The following is a 17981-nucleotide window of genomic DNA, read 5'->3' as shown; positions in this document are numbered from 1 at the left end:
TCCGACGCGGCCAGCTCAGGCGCCCTTAACCGCCTTCTCCAGGATGACCACGCACTCCACATGATGCGTAACCGGAAACAGATCGAACGCCCGCATCCGCCGCGGTACGTACCCCGCCTCGGCGAAGTACTTGAGGTCGCGGGAGAGGGCGGCGGGGTCGCAGGCCACGTAGGCGAGGCGGCGGGGGGTGAGGGAGGCGAGGTGGGTGACGGTTTGTTTGCCGGCGCCGGCGCGGGGCGGGTCGAGGACGACGAGGTCGACGTCGGTGATGCCGGTGCGGGGGAGGACGGCCTCGACCTTGCCGTGTTCGATGCGTACGCGGTCGAGGTCGGCGAGGTTGTGGCGGGCGTCCTCGGCGGCGCGCTTACCGGATTCGATGCCGAGGACCGCGCCCTTGTCGCCGACGCGTTCGGCAAGGGCGCCGGCGAAGAGGCCGACGCCGCAGTACAGGTCGAGGGCCATGTCGCCCTTCTTGGGCATCAGGCCCTGCATGACGGCCTCGACGAGGAGGTCGGCGGCCTTCGGGTGGACCTGCCAGAAGCCGCCGTTGCCGACGCGCCAGGTGCGGTCGGCGGCGCGTTCGCGGACGAAGGGGCGGCCGTGGACGCGGTGCACGCCGCCGTCCTTCTCGTGGACGCGCAGGACGGAGACCGGCTTGTCGAGTTCGACGATCGGCAGGCGGCCGCCGGGGCGGGGGGTGAGGACGACCTGGCGGTCGTGCGAGCCGGTGGCGGCGATCGCCTCGACGGTGGCGATCTGCGGCCACTCACGTTGCTCGATGCCGAGTTCGGAGACGCCGGGGGCGGCGATCATGCAGTGGTCGACCGGCTCGATGTCGTGGGAGCGGTGCTTGCGCAGGCCCGCGCGGCCCTCGGCGTCGACGGCGTACTGGACGCGGGTGCGCCAGGCCGGCACCTCGCCCTTGGCGACCTTGTCGCCGGGTGCGGGCTCGACGGTGCCGTCCCAGCAGGCGTCCTCGGGGGTGAGCCCGGCCAGGCGCTGGAGCTGCTCGGTGATCACCGCGGCCTTCAGACGGCGCTGGGCGCCGGGCGCGGCGTGCTGCCAGTCGCAGCCGCCGCAGCGGCCGGGGCCGGAGAAGGGGCAGGGGGCCTCGACGCGGTCCTTGGAGGCGTCGAGGACGGAGACGGCGTCGGCGCGCAGGAAGCGGGCGCCTTCTTCGCCGTCGGTGACGCGGGCGACGACGCGCTCACCGGGGAGGGCGTGCCGGACGAAGAGGACCTGGCCCTCGCCGGTGCGGGCGATGCAGTGACCGCCGTGCGCGACCGGGCCGACCTCGACCTCGTACTCCTCGCCGACCAGCGACTTCTTCGGTTCTGCCTGCATGGCGGGAGGGCTCCTGAGATGGGGTGGTGCCGGGGCGGTGCGGCGGGACGCCGACCGTCAAGTCTACGGCCCGGCGTGCGGTGCCCGGCGCCCCGTCCTCCCCGGGCGTCTGGGCGGCCGTGCCGCCCGGACCCGGCCGTGGCGCGGGTCCGGGGGCCGGCGGCTACTTCTTGGTGGCCGACTTTTCCTTCTTCGGCTGGCTGACCGGTCCGCGGCGGACGGCGCCGGGCGCGTTCCACTCGGCGCGCTTGCGGGCGCGCAGCTTGGCGGCCTCGGAGGAGTCCAGCTGCCAGGGCACGGACGTGACCATGACGCCGGGGGTGAACAGGAGGCGGCCCTTGAGGCGCAGCGCGGACTGGTTGTGGAGGAGGTGCTCGTACCAGTGGCCGACGACGTACTCGGGGATGTAGACGGAGACGGCGTCGCGCGGGCTCTCCTTACGAAGCGACTTGACGTAGTCGATGATCGGCCGGGTGATCTCGCGGTACGGGGAGGCCAGGACCTTCAGCGGCACCTCGATGCCGCGCCGCTCCCACTCCTCGCGCAGGGCCTTGGTGTCGGCCTGGTCCACGTCCACGCTGACCGCTTCGAGGCTGTCGGAGCGCATCAGCTTGGCGTAGTTCAGGGCGCGCAGGGTGGGCTTGTGGACCTTGGAGACCAGGACGAGGGAGTGCACCCGGGAGGGGCGGACCACCTCGTCGTCGGGGGTCTCCTCGGCGGCGATCTCGTCGGCGACCCGGTCGTAGTGGCGTCGGATCGCGGACATCGTCACGAAGAAGATGACCATGCCGAGCAGTGCGACCCAGGCGCCGTGGGTGAACTTCGTCAGGAGGACGACGACCAGGACCAGGCCCGTGAAGAAGGCGCCGAAGGCGTTGATGGCGCGCGAGCGGTGCATCCGGCGGCGCTTGGCGGGGTCGGTCTCCGAGCGCAGATGACGGTTCCAGTGACGGACCATGCCGATCTGGCTGAGCGTGAAGGAGACGAAGACACCGACGATGTAGAGCTGGATGAGCCGGGTGGAGTCCGCGCCGTAGAGGTAGACGAGGATCGCGGCGGCGCCGGCCAGCAGGACGATGCCGTTGGAGAACGCCAGGCGGTCGCCGCGGGTGTGCAGCTGGCGCGGCAGATAGCGGTCCTGGGCGAGGATCGAGCCGAGCAGCGGGAAGCCGTTGTAGGCGGTGTTGGCGGCGAGGAACAGCACCAGCGCGGTGGCGGCGGCCAGGATGACGAAGAGGAAGCTGCCCTTGCCGAAGACCGCCTCGGCCACCTGCGAGATGACCGGGTTCTGGGTGTAGCCGGAGCCGATCGGCTTGCCGTTCTGGAGCAGGTCGGTGGCCGGGTTCTCGGCCATCCGGACGTGGGTGGCCATGGCCAGGCCGATGATGCCGCAGAACATGGTGACGGCCAGGCCGCCCATGAGGGCCAGGGTGGTCGCGGCATTCTTGGACTTCGGCTTGCGGAAGGCCGGGACGCCGTTGGAGATCGCCTCGACGCCGGTGAGCGCGGCACAGCCGGAGGAGAAGGCGCGCAGCAGCAGGAAGACCAGTGCGAAGCCGGCCAGTCCGCCCTGTTCGGCGTGGATGGTGAAGCCCGCGGTGGGGGCCTGCATCGTGTCGCCCATGACGACGGCGCGGATCACACCCCAGGCGATCATGATGAAGACGCCGGCCACGAAGACGTACGTCGGGATCGCGAAGAGCTTGCCGGACTCCTTGACGCCGCGCAGGTTCATCAGCGTCAGCAGCACGATGATGGCGATCGCGCAGAGGGTCTTGTGCTGGACGACGAAGGGGATCGCGGAGCCCAGGTTCTCCACACCGGAGGCGATGGAGACCGCGACGGTCAGCACGTAGTCGACGAGCAGGGCGCTGGCGACCGTGAGACCCGCCTTGGGGCCGAGGTTGGTGGTGGCGACCTCGTAGTCGCCGCCGCCGCTCGGGTAGGCGTGCACGTTCTGCCGGTACGACGCCACGACCGTGAACATCAGCACCACGACCGCGACCGCGATCCAGGGGCTGAAGTGGTACGCAGAGACACCCGCGACGGACAGGACGAGGAGCACCTCGCCGGGCGCATAGGCCACCGAGGAGAGCGGGTCGGAGGCGAAGACGGGGAGTGCGATGCGCTTGGGAAGCAGGGTCTCCCCGAGCTTGTCGCTGCGCAGTGCGCGCCCGATCAAGATCCGTTTGGGCACGTCGGTCAGTTTGGACACGCAGAGGATGCTAAGCCTTCGTCAAGGCCCGCGCCCACCCGCTCCCCGCACCGGTGCCCACCCCCGGGAGCGCGCCGGGCCCCGTGGGGCACATCCGGCCTGCTGACGGGCGTTCCACGAGGCGGTGCCCGCACAGGATCCGCACGTCGCACGCACGGGCCGGACACGGCGGCCCGGCCTGTGTCGTTCGTCACGCACCGCCGGCAGTCGTCACGGGAACGAGTGGAGCCGTCACACAGTGATCACACCGGTGACGTGGTGCGACGCGGGGGTCACGGTGCGGCCCCGGGGCGGGGAAGCGGTCAGGGCTCCGCCCGCTCCCCCGCCCCGGGGTCAGCCCTGCCGGGCCGCGGCTCCGGCTCCTGGGGTGCGCGGCCGCCGGACGTGCAGATCACCGAGCCCCTGCCGGGTGGCCGCCAACAGCACCCGGTCCTGCGGCCGCAGGACGTAGTCGTCGCCGAGTTCGTGTACCAGGCGGGCCGGTTCGCGCTCGGTGTCCGGGGGTGGCGCGGCGGCCGCGGCCTGCGGTTGCGCTTCGTCGGGCGCGGAGGTGTCGACGGCCAGCACCCGCAGCCGCCCGGGCCGCGTCACCTCGGCGACGGTGCGGCCCTCCAGCGCGGGATTGCCGCGCACCCCGACCCGGGCGACCAGCAGCACCCGGCGCTCCACGGGGATGGCCCCCAGGATCTGACGCCCCATCATCGCGCCGGCGAAGGCGGGCGCGGCCAGGAAGGAGGTGCTGCGGCTGCGGGTGAGCGCCCCCGGGTGGGCGGCGCGCAGGGTGCGGTAGACGGCGGTGGCGAACCGGTCGTCGAACAGCCGCAGGGTGACCCGCAGCCCCGGGGTGACGCTGCGGGCATAGAGGGCGGCCTCCAGATTCGTGGTGTCCGCGCTGCTGAGGGCGAGCAGGGAGGCCGCCCGGCCGATCATCGCCGCCTCCAGGACCCCTTCCTGGGTGACGTCACCCAGGACGGTGGGCACCCGCAGCCGGCGGGCCAGTGCGATGCCCCGCGCCTCGGGGTCCGCCTCGATGCACACCACGGGGATGCCCCTCTCGTGCAGCCTGGCCAGGACGCGGGTGCCGACCTTGCCGAGGCCGAGCAGCACCACGTGCCCCGACAGGCCGCGCGGCGGGCGGCGCAGCGCGGAGGCGCTGCGGAAGGTGCCCAGCCCCTCGAACGCCGCCGCGACCAGCACCGGCAGCAGCAACAGCCCGGTCAGCCCGGACAGCAGCTGCAGGATCTTGCGGGGCAGCGGCTGGCCGAGCGCCGGATCGTTGATCGCGAAGAGGTCCAGCAGCGTGAGGTAGGCGCCGTGCACCGGGTCCAGCCCCGTGGTGAGCCAGGAGGCGACGGCCAGCGCCAGCACCGCGCCGACGACGCCGGCCAGGGACCAGCGCAGCCGCCGGGAGAAGAGCGAGGCGAGCGGCGCGCCCCGGCCGCGCAGCCGCGCGGGGCGTACCGGCCGCCCCGTATAGGAGACGGTCTCCAGGACGACGGTGCCGCAGCCGGCGGCCCCCGCGACCGCGGCGTCGTCGGGCAGCAGCAGCGGCCCCTCGTCGCCGCCGTGGCCCGAACCCGGCTCCTGGCCGGGGTCGTTGGCGGCGGCGGGCAACAGCGCCAGGGTGCACAGGCCGGGGTCACCGGGCCGGCCGGGCGGCACCGGCATCCGCTCCACCGCCCGCAGCAGCAGCCCGTCCGCCTCGATGACCTTGCTGGTCCCGGCGACCGCGGTGGCCACGAGCGCGGGGGCCACCGTGTCGGCGTCGGACAGCACCGTCGTTGAGGCATCGGCGGCGTCGGAAGCCCCCGCGTCCCCGCCGCCGGCGGTGTCCAGGGCGGCGACCGCCGCGGCCTGGTCGAGCAACTCCTCCAGGTGCTGGCCGAGTTTGCGGTTGTAGAGCCGGATGACCAGCCGCAGGCGGGGGTTGAGCCGGCGGGCACGCAGCGCGGCGTGGATGTTGAGCTCGTCGTCGTCATAGACGAGTGCCAGCGCGCCCGCCGTGGCGACGCCCGCCTCGGCCAGCGCCAGGTCGTCCGGCTGCGCCGCCTCCACGATCCGGACGGCCTCCTCCGGGGGTTCCGTGCCGTCCCCGAGGGCCTCGGACGGCGCCGGCGGGGTACGGGCGACCGCCGCGGACACCCGGCCCAGGAGCGCGGTCGCCCGGTCGAGCGCACGGGCCGGCGGCGGGATGCGGGGGCGGTGCGGCTCCCGGGCGGAGGGGACGACCAGCGTCACCCGTTCGCCGTAGACGTCCCGGAGCTCGGCGGCCAGCCGGCGCGCGAGCGCGTCGTCGCCGCAGACCACCATGTGCGAGGTGTAGGAGCCCTGTTGGGGCTGGAGAGGCAGGTTGGGCACATCGCCCAGCGTGCCCTACGGGAGCGGCGCGGCGCAGCCCGGTGCGGGAGGCGCTCACGCCGCCGGGCGGGGCCCCATCCGAATGGCGCCCACCGCGCCCCCTACCGGGGTGGGCATTGCGGCTACGGTTGTACCGGACCACGGCGCGGGCGGCGCTCCCGCCAACCCCGCCGGGTCCGTGTCGCGAGCCGTGGCCTCGTGTCGCCGGTACTGGGAGAAGGAAGTAGTGAGCAGGGTGTTTGTGCAGGTCATCGCGCTAGTACAGGGCACGGGGTAATCAGCATGCACATCGTCATCATGGGGTGCGGGCGCGTGGGCTCCGCGCTCGCGCAGACCCTGGAGAGCAAGGGTCACACCATCGCGGTGGTCGATCAGGACCCGACCGCGTTCCGTCGCCTGGGGTCGTCCTTCGGCGGCCGCCGGGTGACCGGCGTCGGCTTCGACCAGGACACCCTGCGCGAGGCCGGCATCGAGGAGGCGGGCGCCTTCGCCGCCGTCTCCAGCGGTGACAACTCCAACATCATCGCCGCCCGGGTGGCCCGCGAGATGTTCGGCGTCGAGAACGTCGCGGCCCGTATCTACGACCCGCGCCGCGCCGAGGTCTACCAGCGCCTGGGCATCCCCACCGTCGCCACCGTCCGCTGGACGGCCGACCAGATGCTGCGCCGGCTGCTGCCCTCGGGCGCGGAGCCGCTGTGGCGGGACCCGAGCGGCGGCGTCCAGCTCGCCGAGGTCCACACCGACCCGTCCTGGGTCGGACACAAGATCAGCACGCTGCAGGAGGAGACCGGCGTCCGCGTCGCGTTCCTCACCCGGCTGGGCGAGGCGATGCTGCCGACCTCGCAGACGGTGCTGCAGGAAGGCGACCTGGTGCACGTGATGATGCGCACCGACGAGGTCGAGAAGGTCGAGGCGGCATTCGCCACGGGTCCCGAGGGGGCGCAGTCATGAGGGTCGCGATTGCGGGCGCGGGCGCGGTGGGCCGTTCCATCGCCGGCGAGCTCCTGGAGAACGGTCACGAGATCCTGCTCATCGACAAGGCGCCGACCGCCATCTCGGTGGAGCGGGTGCCGCTGGCCGAGTGGCTGCTGGCCGACGCCTGTGAGATCACCTCGCTGGACGAGGCGGCGCTGCAGCGGTGCAACGTCGTCATCGCGGCGACCGGTGACGACAAGGTCAACCTCGTCGTCTCGCTGCTCGCCAAGACCGAGTACGGCGTGCCGCGGGTGGTCGCGCGGGTCAACAACCCCAAGAACGAGTGGCTGTTCAACGAGTCCTGGGGCGTCGATGTCGCGGTCTCCACACCGCGTCTGATGTCGGCGCTGGTCGAGGAGGCCGTCAGCGTCGGTGACCTGGTGCGGCTGCTGCGCTTCAGCCACGGCGACGCCAACCTCGTCGAGCTGACGCTGCCGCCGGAGGCCGCGCTGGCCGGCACCCGGGTCGGCGACGTGGAGTGGCCCCAGGACACCTCCCTCGTCACGATCATCCGCGGCACGCGGGTGCTGACGCCCAACAAGGAGGACGCGCTGGAGGCCGGTGACGAGCTGCTGTTCGTCGCGGCGCAGTCGCGCGAGGAGCAGCTGGAGGACCTGCTGTCGGTGCGGCACGAGGGCTCCTAGCGCCGGCCGCTTCGGCCCGCTGAACGTTGTGGCCCGGGAACCGTACGGTTCCCGGGCCACAGCGTTCGGTGCGTCGGCGGAGTCAGCGGCGGTGCCGCGGCCCCTGCGGGCGCTCGGGGGCGGCCGGCGCCGCGAGGTCCCCGTACGGCTCGCCGGCCCCCCGGTCCGCGGCGGCGCGCTCGCCGCGGCGGCGCTCGGCGGCCTCCTCCTCGGCCTTCTCCTTCGCCTCCATCTCGGCGAAGACGTCGATCGGCGGCGGGGCCTTCGCCAGGAAGATCCAGGTGAGGTAGACGGCGAGCAGGAACGGCGGGATCTTCAGCGCGATCAGCACCCAGCCGAGCTGGGTGGTGTCGGCCCACCAGTACAGCGGGAAGAGGATCGCGCACTTGGCGAGCAGGATCAGCCCCCAGGCCCAGCTGGACTTGGCGTACGCCTTCTTGCGGCCGGGGTTGCGGGTGCGCCAGGAGAGGTTCTCCTTGAACACCGGCCCCAGCATCAGCCCGATCAGCGGAACGCCGGCGAGCGTGGTGCCGAGGTAGGCGGCGGCCAGCCCGAGGGTGTAGAGCATGCCCGGCAGGTAGAAGTCCTTGGCGTTGCCGGTCATCATCGCGAAGGCCACGCCGAAGGCCACCCCGAGGACACCACTGAACGCGTGCTTGACGGTGTCCCTGCGGACCAGGCGCACGGCCGCCAGCACCAGCGAGACCACCAGCGCGGCGATCGCCGAGACGTGCAGATCCTTGTTGATCGTGAAGATCGTGACGAACAGCAGGCCGGGGACCACGGTCTCCACCATGCCGCGCACGCCGCCGAACGCCTCGAACAGCGCGGCCTCGGTCAGCTGCCTGCCGTCGGGGGCGTCCTCGGCGCCCTGGCCGGACGGAGCGGGCGAGGGGCCTGCGGAGGGATCGGGATGGGCATGCGCGTCAGTGGTCGGTCGGTCGTAAGACGTCACCGGCTACTCCTGTCCGAGCGGTCGGAGTTCGTACTTCGGATTGAAGAGCACCCGGCGTCCGTGGCTCAGCGAGACCCGGCCCGAGGCGATGAGCTTGCGGCCCGGCTCGATCCCGACGATGGAGCGGCGTCCCAGCCACACCACGTCGAGCGCCGCGGAGCCGTCGAACAGCTCCGCCTCGAGCGCGGGCACTCCGGCGCGCGGCCGCAGCGTGACATGCCGCAGGGTGCCGGTGACCTTGACTATCTGGCGGTCGTCGCAGTCGCAGATACGGGTGCACCCCGCGTTCTGCGCATCCTGTTGCAGCTCGGCGGACTGCAGCTCCTCCTCGGAGGAGGACAGCCGGTCGAGCATCCGGCGGAAGCGACCGGCCGGTTTCTCGGATCGGGTCCCAGCACTCATGCGCCCAGCGTACCGGTGGCCGGGGCGGCGGATCACGGCCCGCAGAGGGACTTCGTCCCCGCCTGACAAAGCCGCGCCCGGCCGGGTGGGCCGCCGCGGGCACTACTGCTCGAAGCGGTATCCCATGCCCGGCTCGGTGATGAAGTGCTCCGGGTGCGAGGGGTCGCCCTCCAGCTTGCGGCGGAGCTGGGCCATGTACACCCGCAGATAGTTGGTCTCCGTGCCGTACGAGGGGCCCCAGACCTCCTGGAGCAGCTGCTTCTGGCTGACCAGCCGGCCCGCGTTGCGGACCAGGACCTCCAGGAGGTGCCACTCGGTGGGGGTCAGCCGGATGTCCCGCCCGCCGCGGTTGACCTTCTTCGCGGCGAGGTCGACGGTGAACCCCGCGGTCTCGACGATCACCTCGTCGTCTGCCGGCCCGGTCGGCTCGGCCCGGCGCACCGCCGCCCGCAGCCGGGCCAGCAGCTCGTCCATGCCGAACGGCTTGGTGACGTAGTCGTCCGCGCCGGCGTCCAGCGCCTCCACCTTCTCGTCGGAGGTCTGCCGCGCCGAGAGCACCAGGATCGGCACCCGCGTCCAGCCCCGCAGGCCCTTGATCACCTCGACGCCGTCCATGTCGGGCAGGCCGAGGTCGAGGACGATCACATCGGGGTGACGGGCGGCCGCGAGCTTCAGCGCGGTGGCCCCGTCGGGGGCGGCGTCGACCTCGTACTTGCGCGCCTTCAGGTTGATCACGAGGGCGCGGACGATCTGCGGCTCGTCATCGACCACAAGCACCCGGTTCACTGGCGTTCTCCTCGCGGTGTCGTCCCCCGGCGGGCCGGGCCCGCCGGAGGTGGGGTGGGGGTGATCCCGGCGGCCGGGATCATGTCGTGGCCCGCGCCGGGAGACCGGGCCTGGCGGGCGGCCCGCCGGGGGCGGCCCGGAGGGTGAGCACCATGGTCATCCCGCCGCCGGGGGTGTCCTCGGCGGCGAGGGTGCCGCCCATCGCCTCCGCGAAGCCGCGCGCCACGGCCAGTCCCAGCCCCACGCCGGCGCCGCGCGGCGCGTCACCGTAGCGCTGGAAGGGCTCGAAGATCCGGTCCTTGGCGCCGTCCGGCACCCCCGGACCGCGGTCGGCGATCCGCAGCTCCACCCGGTCGCCGAGCGCGCTGGCCGAGACCAGCACCGCCCGCCCGTCCGGGCTGTATTTGACGGCGTTCTCGACGAGGTTGGCGACCGAACGCTCCAGCAGCCCCGGGTCGACCGCGACGATCGGCAGCTCCTCGGGGATGTCGAGGGTGACGCTGCCCTCCGGGACGCCGCCCAGCGCCATCGGCACCACCTCGTCGAGGTCGATGTCGCGGATCAGCGGGGTGACGGTGCCGGTCTGCAGCCGGGACATGTCCAGGAGATTGCCGACGAGATGATCCAGCCGGTCGGCGCCCGCCTCGATGCCGGCCAGCAGCTCCGCCTCGTCCTCCCGGGACCAGGCGACATCGTCGGAGCGCAGGGAGGTCACGGAGGCCTTGATGCTCGCCAGGGGGGTGCGCAGATCGTGGCTGACGGCGGCCAGCAGCGCCGTGCGGATCCGGTTGCCCTCGGCCAGCTCCCGGGCCCGCTCCGCCTCGCCCACCAGCCGCTGCCGGTCCAGTACGACGGCGGCCTGGGCGGCGAACGCGGCCAGCACCCGGCGGTCCTCCGCGGGCAGCACCCGGCCCCGCAGCGCCAGCGCCATGTGGTCGCCCACCGGCATGTCGACATCGGCGTCCTCGGGGCGCAGCAGCGGCGCGCCGTGGTCGGTGCCGGCCCGGCCCGCGCAGGTCCACGGCTCGACGTCGCCGGCCCGCTCCAGCAGCGCCACCGTCTCCATGCCGAAGGTCTCGCGCACCCGCTCCAGCAGCGCGTCCAGCGTCGTCTCACCGCGCAGCACGCTGCCCGCCAGGAAGGAGAGGATCTCCGACTCGGCACGCAGCCTGGCGGCCTGGTGGGTGCGCCGGGCGGCGAGATCCACCACGGAGGCGACCGACACCGCGACCGCGAAGAAGATCACGATCGCGACGAGGTTCTCCGGGTCGCTGACCGTGAGGGTGTGCGTCGGCGGGGTGAAGTAGAAGTTCAGCAGCAGCGATCCGGCCGCGGCCGACGCCAGCGCCGGCAGCTGCCCGCCGAGCAGCGCGGCCACGACGGTCAGGAAGAGGAACAGCAGCACGTCGTTGGCCAGCCCGGGTCCGTTGGCGATGCCGGTCAGCAGCAGCGAGAGCAGCACCGGGCCGACGACACCGACGAGCCAGCCGGCGATGATCCGGGCCCGCCCCAGCCGTGCCCCGCGCACCACCGGAAGCCCCCGGCCCTTGGCGGCCTCCTCGTGGGTGACGATGTGCACATCGAGATCGGGTCCGGAATCCCGGGCCACGCTCGCGCCCACACCGGGCCCGAACACGTACTGCCAGGCCTTGCGGCGACTGGACCCCAGCACGATCTGGGTGGCGTTGACCCCCCGCGCGAACTCCAGCAGGGCACCGGAGATGTCGTCGCCGATGACGTGATGGAACGTTCCTCCCAGGTCCTCCACCAGCGTGCGCTGGACGGCGAGTTCCTTGGGCGAGGCCGAGGTCAGCCCGTCACTGCGGGCGATGTAGACGGCGAGCACCTCGCTGCCCGACCCCTTGGCGGCCATCCGGGCCGCACGGCGGATCAGCGTCCGCCCCTCCGGCCCGCCGGTGAGCCCGACCACGATGCGCTCGCGCGCCTGCCAGGTGGAGCGGATCGAGTGCTCCGCGCGGTACTCCTGCAGATACTCGTCCACCCGGTCGGCGACCCACAGCAGCGCCAGCTCGCGCAGCGCCGTGAGGTTGCCCGGCCGGAAGTAGTTGGACAGGGCGGCGTCCACCTTGTCGGACTGGTAGATGTTGCCGTGCGCCATCCGCCGGCGGATCGCCTGGGGTGACATGTCGACAAGCTCGATCTGGTCGGCCCGGCGGACCACCTCGTCCGGTACGGTCTCGCGCTGCCGCACCCCCGTTATGGCCTCGACGACGTCCCCGAGCGACTCCAGATGCTGGATGTTCACCGTCGAGATCACATCGATCCCGGCCTCCAGCAGCTCCTCGACGTCCTGCCACCGCTTGCCGTTGCGCGACCCGGGGACGTTGGTGTGCGCCAGCTCGTCGACCAGCGCCACGGCCGGCCCGCGGGCCCGCACCGCGTCCACGTCCATTTCGGTGAAAAGCGCGCCGCGGTACTCCAGCTCCCGGCGCCGGATCTGCTCCAGTCCGTGCAGCATGACCTCCGTACGGGGCCTGCCGTGATGCTCGACGAACGCCACCACGAGGTCCGTGCCCCGCTCCACACGCCGGTGCGCCTCGGACAGCATCGCGTACGTCTTGCCGACGCCCGGTGCCGCGCCGAGATATATCCGTAGCTTGCCGCGTGCCATGGCCCCATTGTCTTACGTGAAGGCCGCCCCCACCGGGCTGACCCTGCTGCGACCCTACGACCCGACAAGGGCACAAAAGCCTCCGCGGACGACTTCACGACAGGTCTTGACGGGACTCTGATGGGGGGCTCGGGAGGGGCGGGACGTCCGGTCGGTCGGTCCCGGGGCGGGACGCGGACGGACCGCGGAAGGTGGACGGCACACGACCGCGCCGACCGGGCGGTGAGGAACCGCGGACGGACGGGAAAAGCCGTCGCCCGGCCACCGCACGGCTGCAACGATGACCGGCATGACCGAGGCACAGCTGACCACGCCCCGCATCCCCGGCGTACGGATCGCCCACACCTCCGGCCTGGACACCGCCACCCTCAAGGCGGTCCGCGCCCTCCTCTACGACGTCTTCGACGACATGACCGCGGAGGACTGGGAACACGCGCTCGGCGGTCTGCACGCCCTGGTCCAGGAGGACGGCGAGGTGATCGGGCACGCCTCCGTGATCCAGCGGCGTCTGCTGCACGGCGGCCGGGCGCTGCGCTGCGGGTACGTGGAGGGCGTGGGCGTCCGTGCGGACCGGCGCGGACGCGGCCACGGCGCGGCCATGATGGACGCGCTGGAGCGGGTGGTCCGCGGCGGCTACGACCTCGGCGCACTCGGTGCCTCCGACGAGGCCGCCTCCTTCTACGCGGCCCGCGGCTGGCAACTGTGGCGCGGCCACTCCTGGGCGCTGACCCCGTACGGCATCCGGCGCACCGCCGACGAGGACGGCTGCATCTACGTCCTGCCGACCGCCACCACGGCACTCGACCTCGACACCGACCTCACCTGCGACTGGCGTGACGGGGACGTCTGGTAGATCGAGGCGGGCGGGAGACACAGGGGGACGGCAGGGGGCCTTGGGCGGGGTGGAGGGCGCGGGGGCAGGAAGCAGGGGGGGCTGGCCTTGGGGCGGGGCTGGGGCTGGGGCCGGCCATACTGCCGGTCGCGTCAGTATTGCGTACGGCGCGACACGGCGGGCAACGCCTGTGGACAACTCCCGCAACGACCCGTGATGCAGGCGCACTTCAGCCTCCCGCCGCGCCGGCCACAAGGGCCGCAACAGCGGGAGGCCACACCTGCGGCGACTGGGCCCCGCAAGGTCCAGCGCCCCACCCCCGCCGCAAGCACCACACCCTTCCCCGTCAGGCCCCCCGCCCCCGCGCCAGCTCCCTCAGCGCGGCATTCAACTCCAGTACGTTCACCCGGGGTTCGCCCATGAAGCCCAGGGTGCGGCCGTCCGTATGGTCCGTGACCAGCCGGTGGACCCGGTCGGCGGGGAGGTGGTTCTCCTTGGCGACGCGGTCGGCCTGGAGCTGGGCGTAGGCCGGGGAGATGTCCGGGTCGAGGCCGGAGCCCGAGGAGGTGACGGCGTCGGCCGGGACCTCCGAGGCGGGCACCCCGTACGTCTCGGCGACCCACTGCTTGCGCTCCTTGACCGCCTTCACCAGGTCGGTGTTGGTCGCGCCCAGGTTGGACGCGCCGGAGACCTGGAGGTCGTACCGCGTATTGACGCCGTTGGTCCGGTTGCTGCCCAGTCCCGCCGAGGGGCGCGGCTGGAAGAACTTCAGGTCCGGGACGGGATTGCCCTGCTTGTCCTTGCCCTTGTCGTAGCGCTGGCCGATCAGCGAGGAGCCGACGACCTTCCCCTGGGAGCTCACCTCGGAGCCGTTGGCCCGGCCGGGGAACGCCGCCTGGGCCACGCCGGTGACCACCAGCGGGTAGAGGACCCCGCAGACCACGGTCAGTACGAGCAGGGCGCGCAGGCCCGCCCCCATCAAGCGGGCGGTGTTGCGTACGGGGTGGTTCACGGCGGTCACCCGATTCCGGGGATGAGGGAGAGGAGCAGGTCGATGAGTTTGATGCCGAGGAACGGGGCGATCAGGCCGCCGAGTCCGTAGACGGCGAGGTTGCGCCGCAGCATCCGGTCGGCGCTGACCGGCCGGTACCGCACGCCCCGGAGGGCGAGCGGCACCAGGGCGACGATGACCAGCGCGTTGAAGATGATCGCCGAGAGGATCGCGGAGTTGGGGCTGGAGAGCCGCATGATGTTGAGGGTGTCCAGGCCCGGGTAGGCCACCGCGAACATCGCCGGGATGATCGCGAAGTACTTCGCGACGTCGTTGGCGATCGAGAAGGTCGTCAGCGCGCCCCGGGTGATGAGCAGTTGCTTGCCGATCTCGACGATCTCGATGAGCTTGGTCGGGTCGGAGTCCAGATCCACCATGTTCCCGGCCTCCTTGGCGGCCGAGGTGCCGGTGTTCATCGCCACACCGACGTCCGCCTGTGCGAGCGCGGGCGCGTCGTTGGTGCCGTCACCGGTCATCGCGACCAGCTTGCCGCCGGCCTGTTCGCGCTTGATGAGCGCCATCTTGTCCTCGGGGGTGGCTTCCGCGAGGAAGTCGTCCACGCCCGCCTCCTCGGCGATGGCCTTGGCCGTCAGCGGGTTGTCGCCCGTGATCATGACGGTCTTGATGCCCATCCGCCGCAGTTCGACGAAGCGTTCGCGCATGCCCTCCTTGACGACGTCCTTGAGGTGGATGACGCCCAGGACCCGCGGACCGCTCTCGTCCTCCAGGGCGACCAGCAGCGGGGTGCCGCCGGCCTCGGCGATGGCGTCGGTGAGCCGGCGGGCGTCCTCGGCGACGGGGCCGCCGCGTTCCCGGACCCAGGCGATGACCGCGCCGGACGCGCCCTTGCGGACCTTGCGCCCGTCGACGTCCACGCCCGACATCCGGGTCTGGGCGGTGAACGGGATCCACTCGGCGCCCGTCAACTCACCCTGGTGGCGTTCGCGCAGTCCGTACGTCTCCTTGGCGAGGACGACGACGGAGCGGCCCTCGGGGGTCTCGTCGGCCAGTGACGACAGCTGGGCCGCGTCGGCGACCTCGGCCGCGGTGGTGCCGCGTACCGGGACGAACTCGGCTGCCCGTCGGTTGCCGAGGGTGATGGTGCCGGTCTTGTCGAGCAGCAATGTCGATACATCGCCCGCGGCTTCGACGGCGCGGCCGGACATGGCCAGGACGTTGCGCTGCACGAGCCGGTCCATGCCGGCGATGCCGATGGCCGAGAGCAGCGCGCCGATCGTCGTCGGGATCAGGCAGACCAGCAGGGCGAGCAGCACGATCATGGGCTGCTCGGCGCCCGCGTAGATCGCGAACGGCTGGAGGGTGACGACGGCCAGCAGGAAGATGATGGTGAGCGAGGCGAGCAGGATGTTCAGCGCGACCTCGTTGGGGGTCTTCTGCCGTGCGGCGCCCTCGACGAGGTTGATCATCCGGTCGATGAAGGTCTCACCGGGCCGCGTCGTGATCTTGATGACGATGCGGTCGGAGAGCACCTTCGTCCCGCCGGTCACCGCGCAGCGGTCGCCGCCGGACTCCCGGATGACCGGGGCCGATTCACCGGTGATGGCCGACTCGTCGACGGAGGCCACGCCGTCCACGACATCGCCGTCACCGGGGATGATGTCGCCGGCCTCACAGACCACCAGGTCGCCGATGCGCAGAGCGGTGCCGGGTACGTGCTCCTCGCTCCCGTCGGTGAGGCGGCGCGCCACGGTATCGGTCTTGGCCTTGCGCAGGGTGTCGGCCTGCGCCTTGCCGCGGCCTTCGGCGACCGCCTCGGCGAGGTTGGCGAACAGCACGGTCAGCCACAGCCAGGCGGCGATCGCCCAGCCGAACCAGTCCGCCGGGGAGGTGCAGGCGAAGACGGTGGTCAGCACGGAGCCGACCTCGACCACGAACATCACGGGGGACTTGATCATCACCCGCGGGTCGAGTTTGCGCAGCGCGTCCGGCAGGGAGGTGATCAGCTGCCGGGGGTCGAAGAGTCCACCGCCCACGCGGCCGCCGCCGGGCTGCTGCCCGCCGGGGGCGTCCTGGTGCGGCGCGCGGGCCGGGGTGAGTGTCGAGCGGGAGGCCATGGTGCCGGGCTCCTCCGGTTTCACGGGGACGGTCATGACAGCCCCTCCGCCAGCGGGCCGAGGGCCAGCGCCGGGAAGTAGGTCAGACCGGTGACGATCAGGATCGTGCCGACGAGCAGCCCGGCGAAGAGCGGCTTTTCGGTACGCAGGGTGCCCGCGGTCTCGGGGACCGGCTGCTGTTCGGCGAGCGAGCCGGCGAGGGCGAGCACGAACACCATGGGCAGGAAGCGGCCGAGCAGCACGGCCAGGCCGATCGTGGTGTTGTACCAGGGCGTGTTGGCGTTCAGTCCGGCGAAGGCCGAGCCGTTGTTGTTGGCGCCGGAGGTGAACGCGTAGAGGACCTCGGAGAAGCCGTGCGAACCGGCGCCCAGCGCCTTGGTGTTGAGCATCGAGCCCAGCGCGTCCGGCAGCACCATCGATGCCGCGGTGAAGCCGAGGACCAGCGTCGGGGTGATGAGGAGGTAGCAGGCGGCGAGCTTGATCTCGCGGGTGCCGATCTTCTTGCCGAGGTATTCGGGCGTGCGGCCCACCATCAGGCCGGCGAGGAACACCGCGATGACCGCCATGACGAGCATGCCGTAGAGCCCGGAGCCCACCCCGCCGGGGGCGATCTCGCCCAGCATCATGCCGAGCAGCTGGAGGCCGCCGCCGAAGGCGGTGAACGAGGAGTGGAAGGCGTCGACCGCGCCGGTGGAGGTCAGGGTGGTGGCCACCGAGAAGATCGCGGAGGAGCCGACACCGAAGCGGGTCTCCTTGCCCTCCATGGCGGCGCCCGCGGCCTGCAGGGCGGGGCCGCCGTGGGTGAATTCGCTCCACATCATCAGCGCGGTGAAACCGAGCCAGATGACGACGGTGGTGGCGAGGATCGCGTACCCCTGCTTCACGTTCCCGACCATCTTGCCGAAGGTGCGGGTCAGCGCGAACGGGATGACCAGGATCAGGAAGATCTCGAAGAGGTTGCTGAAGGCGTTCGGGTTCTCGAAGGGGTGGGCGGAGTTGGCGTTGAAGTAGCCGCCCCCGTTGGTGCCCAGTTCCTTGATGGCCTCCTGGGAGGCGACCGCGCCGCCGTTGGTCTGCTGGGCGCCGCCCATGAACTGGCCGACCTCGTGGATGCCGGAGAAGTTCTGCAGGGCACCGCAGGCGACCAGGACGAGGGCGCCGACGACCGCGATCGGGACGAGCACCCGCACCGTGCCGCGGACCAGGTCGGCCCAGAAGTTGCCGAGTTCGCCGGTGCGGGACCGGGCGAAGCCGCGGACCAGTGCGACGGCGACGGCCATGCCGGTGGCGGCGGACACGAAGGTCTGCACCGCGAGGCCGGCGGTCTGTACGACGTGGCCCATGGCCTGCTCGCCGCTGTAGGACTGCCAGTTGGTGTTGGTGACGAACGACGCCGCGGTGTTGAACGCTTGGTCCGGGCTGATCGACGCGAAGCCGAGGGACAGCGGCAGCCCGCCCTGGACGCGCTGGAGCAGGTACAGGAGGAGCACGCCCGCCGCGGAGAAGGCCAGGACGCCGCGCAGATACGCCGGCCAGCGCATCCCGGCGTCCGGGTTGGCGCCGATGCAGCGGTAGAGGACCTTCTCGACGCGCAGGTGCCGGGGCGCACTGTAGACGGCGGCCATGTAGTCGCCGAGGGGGCGGTACGCCAGGGCCAGCGCCGCGGCGAGCGCGGTCAGCTGGAGCACGCCGGCGAGGGCGGGGCTCATCGG

General features: G+C 72.2%; 13 protein-coding genes. 3 read left to right on the top strand and 10 right to left on the bottom strand.

Features of this window, described 5'->3' with window-relative positions; genetic code table 11:
* Window positions 1-15 precede the first annotated feature (15 nt).
* The 3 genes from ACQP17_RS27340 to ACQP17_RS27330 form a co-directional block, all read right to left on the bottom strand.
* Window positions 16-1344: a class I SAM-dependent RNA methyltransferase gene (locus tag ACQP17_RS27340; RefSeq protein ID WP_433858630.1), complete on the bottom strand. Its 1329-nt coding sequence runs from the start codon at window positions 1342-1344 to the stop codon at window positions 16-18.
* 163 nt (window positions 1345-1507) lie between these two features.
* On the bottom strand, window positions 1508-3559 hold the full coding sequence (locus ACQP17_RS27335; RefSeq protein ID WP_433858629.1) for an APC family permease: 2052 nt from the start codon (window positions 3557-3559) through the stop codon (window positions 1508-1510).
* A 333-nt stretch (window positions 3560-3892) separates the two neighbouring features.
* Window positions 3893-5869, bottom strand: coding sequence for an NAD-binding protein (locus ACQP17_RS27330; RefSeq protein ID WP_433860021.1), 1977 nt, complete (start codon window positions 5867-5869; stop codon window positions 3893-3895).
* Window positions 5870-6199: 330 nt separating this feature from the next.
* Here ACQP17_RS27330 and ACQP17_RS27325 point away from each other — a divergent pair, with 330 nt between their 5' ends.
* Window positions 6200-6868, top strand: a complete 669-nt coding sequence (locus ACQP17_RS27325; protein WP_189096324.1) for a potassium channel family protein — start codon at window positions 6200-6202, stop codon at window positions 6866-6868.
* Window positions 6865-7536, top strand: a complete 672-nt coding sequence (locus ACQP17_RS27320) for a potassium channel family protein (RefSeq protein ID WP_249637036.1) — start codon at window positions 6865-6867, stop codon at window positions 7534-7536. The genes ACQP17_RS27325 and ACQP17_RS27320 overlap by 4 nt, the downstream gene beginning before the upstream one ends.
* Window positions 7537-7618: 82 nt before the next feature.
* Here the strand turns inward: ACQP17_RS27320 and ACQP17_RS27315 are convergent, their stop codons facing one another.
* The 4 genes from ACQP17_RS27315 to ACQP17_RS27300 form a co-directional block, all read right to left on the bottom strand.
* Entirely contained in the window at window positions 7619-8491 is an 873-nt protein-coding gene (locus tag ACQP17_RS27315; RefSeq protein WP_433858628.1) for a DUF3159 domain-containing protein, read from the bottom strand.
* 3 nt (window positions 8492-8494) lie between these two features.
* Window positions 8495-8893 carry an OB-fold nucleic acid binding domain-containing protein gene (locus ACQP17_RS27310; RefSeq protein WP_189096321.1) on the bottom strand — a complete coding sequence of 133 codons (399 nt, stop codon included), beginning with the start codon at window positions 8891-8893 and terminating at the stop codon, window positions 8495-8497.
* Between the two features lie 102 nt (window positions 8894-8995).
* A complete protein-coding gene (locus tag ACQP17_RS27305) occupies window positions 8996-9679 on the bottom strand; it encodes a response regulator (protein WP_433858627.1) in 684 nt (227 codons plus the stop codon).
* Window positions 9680-9758: 79 nt separating this feature from the next.
* Entirely contained in the window at window positions 9759-12311 is a 2553-nt protein-coding gene (locus ACQP17_RS27300) for an ATP-binding protein (RefSeq protein WP_433858626.1), read from the bottom strand.
* Between the two features lie 280 nt (window positions 12312-12591).
* Between ACQP17_RS27300 and ACQP17_RS27295 the strand changes: the two genes are divergently transcribed.
* Window positions 12592-13164 carry a GNAT family N-acetyltransferase gene (locus ACQP17_RS27295; protein ID WP_433858625.1) on the top strand — a complete coding sequence of 191 codons (573 nt, stop codon included), beginning with the start codon at window positions 12592-12594 and terminating at the stop codon, window positions 13162-13164.
* Between the two features lie 325 nt (window positions 13165-13489).
* Here ACQP17_RS27295 and kdpC read toward each other — a convergent pair whose 3' ends face one another.
* From kdpC to kdpA, 3 genes are read right to left on the bottom strand one after another with little or no spacing between them, the layout of a single operon-like run.
* A complete protein-coding gene (gene kdpC / locus ACQP17_RS27290; protein ID WP_433858624.1) occupies window positions 13490-14155 on the bottom strand; it encodes a potassium-transporting ATPase subunit KdpC in 666 nt (221 codons plus the stop codon).
* Between the two features lie 5 nt (window positions 14156-14160).
* On the bottom strand, window positions 14161-16305 hold the full coding sequence (gene kdpB, locus ACQP17_RS27285; protein ID WP_433858623.1) for a potassium-transporting ATPase subunit KdpB: 2145 nt from the start codon (window positions 16303-16305) through the stop codon (window positions 14161-14163).
* Entirely contained in the window at window positions 16302-17978 is a 1677-nt protein-coding gene (gene kdpA, locus ACQP17_RS27280) for a potassium-transporting ATPase subunit KdpA (RefSeq protein ID WP_433860020.1), read from the bottom strand. Before kdpA ends, kdpB begins: the two co-directional genes overlap by 4 nt.
* Window positions 17979-17981 lie beyond the last annotated feature (3 nt).

It is taken from the genome of Streptomyces kronopolitis (genome assembly GCF_050953795.1).
In the GTDB taxonomy this organism is placed as follows: Bacteria; Actinomycetota; Actinomycetes; order Streptomycetales; family Streptomycetaceae; genus Streptomyces; species Streptomyces kronopolitis_A.
The sequence above is the reverse complement of the archived record's forward strand: the minus strand, read 5'-3'. Positions and strand labels throughout refer to the sequence as shown.

Coding starts and splice junctions, on each gene's coding strand:
- ACQP17_RS27340 (WP_433858630.1), bottom strand. CDS start 1,344: ATGCAGGCAGAACCGAAGAAGTCGCTGGTCGGCGAGGAGTACGAGGTC.
- ACQP17_RS27330 (WP_433860021.1), bottom strand. CDS start 5,869: ATGGTGGTCTGCGGCGACGACGCGCTCGCGCGCCGGCTGGCCGCCGAG.
- ACQP17_RS27325 (WP_189096324.1), top strand. CDS start 6,200: ATGCACATCGTCATCATGGGGTGCGGGCGCGTGGGCTCCGCGCTCGCG.
- ACQP17_RS27320 (WP_249637036.1), top strand. CDS start 6,865: ATGAGGGTCGCGATTGCGGGCGCGGGCGCGGTGGGCCGTTCCATCGCC.
- ACQP17_RS27310 (WP_189096321.1), bottom strand. CDS start 8,893: ATGAGTGCTGGGACCCGATCCGAGAAACCGGCCGGTCGCTTCCGCCGG.
- ACQP17_RS27300 (WP_433858626.1), bottom strand. CDS start 12,311: ATGGCACGCGGCAAGCTACGGATATATCTCGGCGCGGCACCGGGCGTC.
- ACQP17_RS27295 (WP_433858625.1), top strand. CDS start 12,592: ATGACCGGCATGACCGAGGCACAGCTGACCACGCCCCGCATCCCCGGC.
- kdpB (WP_433858623.1), bottom strand. CDS start 16,305: ATGACCGTCCCCGTGAAACCGGAGGAGCCCGGCACCATGGCCTCCCGC.
- kdpA (WP_433860020.1), bottom strand. CDS start 17,978: ATGAGCCCCGCCCTCGCCGGCGTGCTCCAGCTGACCGCGCTCGCCGCG.